This window comes from Secundilactobacillus sp. MJ173 (assembly GCF_059704265.1).
Map to the genome: position 1 here is coordinate 61560 of NZ_BAAKGN010000020.1, position 6485 is coordinate 68044.

8 protein-coding genes are annotated in these 6485 nt (G+C 43.2%); 5 read left to right on the plus strand and 3 right to left on the minus strand.

Translation table 11 applies throughout. The annotated features are described in order from the left end of the window. The first annotated feature begins 111 nt into the window (after positions 1–111). The 4 genes from AC6H04_RS03415 (at position 112) to AC6H04_RS03430 (ending at position 2731) form a co-directional block, all read left to right on the plus strand. On the plus strand, positions 112–609 hold the full coding sequence (locus AC6H04_RS03415; protein ID WP_497570358.1) for a methylated-DNA--[protein]-cysteine S-methyltransferase: 498 nt from the start codon (positions 112–114) through the stop codon (positions 607–609). Between the two features lie 64 nt (positions 610–673). Beyond that, entirely contained in the window at positions 674–1249 is a 576-nt protein-coding gene (locus AC6H04_RS03420) for an LOG family protein (protein ID WP_497570359.1), read from the plus strand. 110 nt (positions 1250–1359) lie between these two features. Further along, entirely contained in the window at positions 1360–1848 is a 489-nt protein-coding gene (locus AC6H04_RS03425) for a hypothetical protein (protein WP_497570360.1), read from the plus strand. A 73-nt stretch (positions 1849–1921) separates the two neighbouring features. Then, a complete protein-coding gene (locus AC6H04_RS03430) occupies positions 1922–2731 on the plus strand; it encodes an alpha/beta hydrolase (RefSeq protein WP_497570367.1) in 810 nt (269 codons plus the stop codon). Positions 2732–2892: 161 nt separating this feature from the next. On the opposite strand, the gene AC6H04_RS03435 is transcribed toward AC6H04_RS03430, so the two are convergent. The 3 genes from AC6H04_RS03435 to AC6H04_RS03445 form a co-directional block, all read right to left on the minus strand. Next, the gene (locus AC6H04_RS03435) at positions 2893–3363 is read right to left on the minus strand and encodes a glutathione peroxidase (protein WP_497570361.1); all 471 of its coding nucleotides are present in this window, start codon (positions 3361–3363) and stop codon (positions 2893–2895) included. A gap of 146 nt (positions 3364–3509) precedes the next feature. Beyond that, the gene (locus tag AC6H04_RS03440; protein ID WP_497570362.1) at positions 3510–4976 is read right to left on the minus strand and encodes an NAD(P)H-dependent oxidoreductase; all 1467 of its coding nucleotides are present in this window, start codon (positions 4974–4976) and stop codon (positions 3510–3512) included. Then, the gene (locus AC6H04_RS03445; protein WP_497570363.1) at positions 4976–5602 is read right to left on the minus strand and encodes an NADPH-dependent FMN reductase; all 627 of its coding nucleotides are present in this window, start codon (positions 5600–5602) and stop codon (positions 4976–4978) included. Before AC6H04_RS03445 ends, AC6H04_RS03440 begins: the two co-directional genes overlap by 1 nt. A gap of 328 nt (positions 5603–5930) precedes the next feature. Between AC6H04_RS03445 and AC6H04_RS03450 the strand changes: the two genes are divergently transcribed. Further along, positions 5931–6485, plus strand: a 555-nt coding sequence (locus AC6H04_RS03450; protein ID WP_497570364.1) for a PadR family transcriptional regulator, incomplete at its 3' end; no start/stop codon positions are given.

The window sequence follows — 6485 nt, forward strand, 5'->3', positions numbered from 1 at the left end:
CGCGGAAGAGGAAAGGCGAACATATTTTCGTTTTATTTTAAGTGCGTTGCGACTTGCCAATGATGTAAAATTAGCCTAATCTGCATGTAACAACAGAAAGGAACTGATAGCATGTTACAAACAACCTATTCTTCACCGCTTGGAAAACTGATCTTGTTGGCGGATTCAAACGCCTTGCTAGGTGTCTGGTATGCAGACCAAGCCTATCTGGGCGCTAAATACGATTTAGCAACCATCAACCACGGCATATCACCGATCTTAACGCAAACTACCCAATGGCTAGACGACTACTTCAGTGGTAAGCATCCGGCCATTGACCGCCTAACCCTGTCACCGCAGACAACCCCTTTTCGTCAGCAGGTCTACCAAATACTCACAACGATTCCGTACGGTGAAACCATGACCTATCAGCAAATTACGGAACAACTAACCGAATTAAATCAACGGCCAACAGGTTCAGCGAGAGCCGTGGGTGGTGCAGTTGGCCATAATCCAATCAGTATTATCATTCCCTGCCACCGAGTTATCGGTAAAAACGGCAGCTTAACTGGTTACGCCGGTGGTTTGAAACGCAAACGGAAATTACTAGCGTTCGAACAGCAAAATTGATCATTTGTCATACGCAATGTACAATACAAAATGCTTAATACCAGTCTTTCTAGGAGGAACCGTCATGAGTCAAAAAATAGCTGTTTATTGCGGCGCAGCTACGGGTCATTCACTAGTTTATATCAAAGCGGCCACCCGCTTGGGACAATATCTCGCAGAGCACCAGTTAGAACTTGTATATGGTGGCGGCAGTGTGGGTTTAATGGCAGTGTTAGCCAATGCGGTCATGGACGCAGGTGGTAAAGTTCATGGCGTTATGCCCAAAGAACTCGTTGACCGTGGTGCTGCAGCAATGAATATCACCGATTTAACGGTGGTTGCCAATATGGCGATTCGCAAGCAAACCATGCTAAACATGGCTAACGGCTGCATCGCCCTACCCGGCGGTCCCGGAACATTAGAAGAAATTATCGAAGCTTATTCTTGGGCAAGAATCGGTGATAACGCGAATCCCTGTGCGTTTTATAACGTGAACCATTATTACGATCCCTTAAAAACAATGTTTGATCAAATGGTTCAGCAAGGTTTTCTCACTGCTGAGCACCGCAGTAAAGTCCTATTCGCGGATAACTTATCCGAAATCTTCAACTTCATGGCTGACTATACACCACCGACCATTAGAACTAACTATCACAACTAACACTAAAGGCTTGCCAACGCTGAATTGGCAAGCCTTTATATTTTAAAATATCAAGGAATTTAGTTATAATGATATAAAAAATAAGGTGCTGTAGAAAGGGGTTGTCTACCATGCTTTCCAATGTGCATTACTTCACCCAAGTTCAAACGGACGTTTCTCAGGGACTCATTTCGTTAGATAAACAAGCCAAATGTCACGCCAGAGCAACCGGTTCGCAATTAGCCTGCCTCGTTATTTTTCTAGCTGCAACCATTGGTGCCGTTAACGTTCAACCGCTAGCGTCCATCAGTTATACGTCCGTCACGCTCAAGGAAGTTATGCAGGCCCCCGCTGAACAGTTATGCTTTAGTTTAATCGTGGGTACTTTTTGTATTTCGTGGCTCTTCTGGCTACGCGATCTTAAGTACCAGCAACTAGATTCAAAGTATGACGAACTCTATCAGCAGCATTCAGAATTGATTAAAACTTCGGCGGCACTGACTGAGCTCAATGCCCACTACCATCATCTCATGTCGATTGCCACCCATTTTACCGTTACCAGTAACGTTATATTACTGGCCTATGCAGCAGCAATTATTGTTTATCACCTTCATGCGTGACGTTAATAGAGGACCAAATGCTTGATTTTGTCTGATATATTTGCCATACTCACCCTGATTTTAATCTATGGAGGTGGGTAAAATGCAAGTTACACATGATATAACCTACGATGAGAATCGGCATCTCACACTGGATGCCTATCACGATGGTACCAAACCGTTTCTAGGCCTGATTATTGATATCCACGGTGGTGGCTGGTTTCGTGGCGATAAAGCCAAGGATGAAGACTGGGCAACTCGCCTTGCTGACCTTGGCTATATGGTTTTAGTCCCCAACTATCGGATGACACCTGATGTGTATTATCCGGAACCCTTGTCAGATATGTCTTCGTTAATGGAATGGATTTCCCGCAGTGAATACAATCAAATGCCCATCGGGGTCGTTGGTTCATCCGCTGGTGGTAACATGGCGGTAGAAATGGCCATTAGGTATGGCATTCCAGCCGTGTCGCTTTCAGGCATCTTGGATATCGATGACTGGCTGGCAAATCACCAGGACGTGGTCGCAGCCGAAGGTGATACCAGTGGGTTCAATCAACAAGCTAGTGCCACGATCAACCAAGATGGTGCTAACGATGCCTTTTATAAATGGTTCGTTATGAATTACTTTGACCAGCGAACCGATGAATTGACGGCAGCCACCCCTGTTCACCGGGTAAATCGCCAAACTGGTCCCATGTATTTAGCAAATTCACTAAACGAATTTGTCCCCACCAGTGGGATTTTAGCAATGGCCAGCGCGTTGACCGATGCTAACGTGCCATTTGAACTGAACATGGTGCCAGGTACTCGGCACGCCAAAGGTTACCTAGATGACGTCTTTAACGAAACGGTCGATTTTCTGAAACGTCACGTTTTGGTGGAACACGTTGATATGTTGTGAACCGTGCGTACCACAACTCGGTAGATACCGGAATTAAAAACAAATAATCCTCGTTCTGATAGTGCTTTATCAGGACGAGGATTATTTGGCTTAAAAGGCTGGCATTTGAGCTTAAACCATTATTAGGTGATATCAAAATCGCTTTTGATGCTGCCATTCTTCTACTTTGCTAATGCGTCAACAATATCTGGTTCAATTTTTTCTGGCTTTGTCACTGGCGCATACCGGTCGATCAATTGACCATCCCGACCGATGAGAAACTTCGTAAAATTCCACTTGATACGCCCATGTCCAGCCGTCTCTTTCAAATAAGTAAATAAGGGATCTTCATCATCGCCATTAACCCGTACTTGCTTGGTCATGGGGAACGTCACACCGTAGTGCATTTGGCAGTATGCTTCAGTTTCTTCGTCAGAATCCAGTTCTTGATGAAACTGGTTTGATGGTAAACCAATCACTTCAAAACCCTGATCATGATACTGTTTGTACAGTTTTTCGATTCCTTCCAGCTGAGGTGCTAGTCCGCACTTACTGGCAGTATTGACAATCATTAAGACCTTATCACTGTAGTCAGCTAAGTTGATTGGCTTCCCACTCATTTCCGTTTCCTGAAAATCATAGATACTACTCATTCTAAAAACCCCTTTCTCAAACTAATTGTGTACAATCAATATACTGCTTCCAGGTTAACCTTGCAAGCGCTGAACAATAAAAGGACTAGTCTATCCGTCACTACGACGAAAAGACTAGTCCTTTTATGATCTTATTAAATGGAAAATTAACTTTCTGAAGCCCCAGTTGTTGCATCCGTATCAGTTGCTTCTGGTTCCGGTTTAACTTCAGGCTGCTTAGCAGGTGCTGAATCTTCCGTTGCAGTAAAGTCCGTCGTTGTCTCTTCAGAAGCACCAGTTAGTGCATCCGTATCAACGGGTTCTTCTGCAGCTGCAGGCGCGGTCTCCGCACTGGACTCGGAAGCACCGCTGGTAGCATCCGTAGCTGGTTTCTCAACCGGCTTTTCAACTGATTTAGAAGCTGATGCCCCACTAGTTGCGTCCGTTGAAGGCGTCGAGTGAGCTGATGCACCAGTTACAGCATCTAAGCCGGTAATCGGTGACATTGGTACGGCATCCGGATCCTTAACCAATTTCTGACCAGTAGCTGCCAAGTAGTATTTCAAAATTGGCATAATATCGATAACCAATTCGTTAACACCGCGGTAACGGCGGTTCTCATCGCGCATTGCCCGGTAATAATGCATTACGTGTTGGTTAGGACCGGTTTGTGCTGGCATAGAAACCACGTCACTTTCACCTGTCCGCAGTGCATAAAGCACTTGTTTAACATGTTCAACAACACGGTCTGGATGAACAGCACTTAATGGATTACCAACTTGATCCGGCGTTCTGGCTGCTAACATATGAGCAGCATCAGCATTGTGATTGTAGTAAATGAACTGGTTATTATCATCAGCAAACGTTAATTCGCCAGCCATAGAGTTCAAGAAATAATTCAACTGATCAACGGTTAAGAGACCACGATCAAGTTTGACATAATCACCACCACTGGCAGCGTGAGTTTTTTCAGCGGCCTTTTCAACCCATTCTGGATCTGTCATGTCAACATCTGGAACGGTTGTATTCACTGGATGCTTCGAATCCATATCTTCTTCATGAGCGTTCTTTGGATCTGGCGCATCCATCATTTCAATCACCTTCATAAATGTCAAAAACTTCTTCAATACTGAACCAAGGAAACTAACCGTTCTGGCATCCTTCAGATTACCATCTGCATCAAAGGCTTCTTTGGCATTACTGAGCAAAAACTCGTTACCGGGCATGACATATGCGTTAACGCCTGGTGATTCCAGAATTTGTTTCAAATGTAATTGCGCACGTGAAGAGCCTTGAGTATGGTACGAAGCACCAACGATCCAGACTGCTTTACCGTCTAGCGGATGAACGTTGTTTGATAGCCATTCAATGACGTTTTTCATCGCCGCTGGTACTGTGTGATTATGTTCCGGTGTGGCTAAGATAACACCGTTAGCCCCCGCAATCTTACGAGCCAACTCATGAACCACTGGATTATCGTTATGATCCTCGTCCTCATTAAACATTGGAACGTCATTGATATTTAAAATCTCAATATCAACCGTTTTTTTGAAATGGTCACGAATAAACTCCAATAACATCCGATTATATGATTGTTCGCCGATTGAACCGGCGATTGCAACTAATTTAACCATTATTTATCATCTCCCGTTGTGCCGTTGTCCCAAGTAAAGTCAGCTGCTTCTTGTTCGTGTAGCTTCTTCGAATTATCAAGCTGCTCGGTCAAAGCAACAAATTCCAAGAAGTCATCGAATAAACCATCCAGCTTCTGTGACTCAGTCGCTGAAACTAAGTCACCATTTTCATCAAAAGCCTGTAGTGAGTGCCCTAGTAAAAATTCGGAACTAGGTAAAACAGTCGCCTTTAATTCAGGAGAATCCAAGATCTGGCGTAGCTGAGCTTGAGCTCTAGAAGCGCCCAAAGTCCCGTATGACGTACCAACGATCATCACAGGTTTATCCATCAATGGGTGAATGCCATAAGACAGCCAAGCTAATGCACTGGATAACAGCGCTGGAACTGAATGGTCGTATTCTGGCGTTCCAATAATCACACCGTCAGACGCATCGATTTTTTCTGCAATATCGCGTGCTTGCTGCGGAATGAAAACTTCTTCGGTCTTTTTAAAGATTGGTAAGCCTTTTAGCTCAACCACTTCGATATCAGCGTCTTCCGTGTACCGTTTTTGCATATACTTCAATAACTTACGATTAGTTGACTTAACAGTATTGGTACCAACAAGTGCCACAAATTTTTTCATCTGTTTATTCACCCTTTCTAAGGGTCTCAGCAAGACTCATTGAGCAAACAAAAATATTCGTAATTGCTCGATTGCAAGGACCTTTTGTGAAACAATATACATACAAATTTAAACCTTTACTTGTCTAATATGATAACACGAATGGTCCAATATTTTAATTAAAAATTCTTCATATAAAGAAAAAGATATATATTTTTGGAATGATTGTTTATTGCAATTTTAGTAGATCATATTTTGAACACATCTTGTTCGACATTAAAGGTTTTGCTTGTATTATATGTCGAGACGACCTATACTCGATAAGTTGCGCTGATTATAGGAGATTATTATGTATGAATTACTAGTCCTTGGCATGCTCATGTCCCGTGACATGTCGGGTTACAAACTACGGGATGTCTTAGGCAGCGCGCTGGTTCCCCGGCGCAAACTTTCAAACGGTGTCATGTATCCGCTGCTTTCAAAATTGGCAGATGAAGGCGAAATTATCTATATCGAAGAACCAAAGGATCCACGAAATAAGAAACTTGCGCGTATTACTGAAGCTGGTAAAACGCACTTCTATGAATTAATGCAACAACCCGTACCAGATAATGCCCGTAACGAGTCTATTTACCGGTTTAAGTTTCGTGGTTTGTTTGCGGTTGATACAAAAGAACAACGGCAAATTTTACAAGATTACGCGAATAAAGTTCAGGAAGATCTCAATATCTATAACGATGTTCATCAGCACTTACTACAATTATTAACGGCAGATGAATCCAATACAGCGGCTATTCACGCTGGTATTCGTTCAATCGAGCTGAGTATTACCATTTGTCAGGCTAAGCAAATCTGGATCACTCAATATTTAGTAGAAATTCAAAATAAGGAGCACCAAAATGAC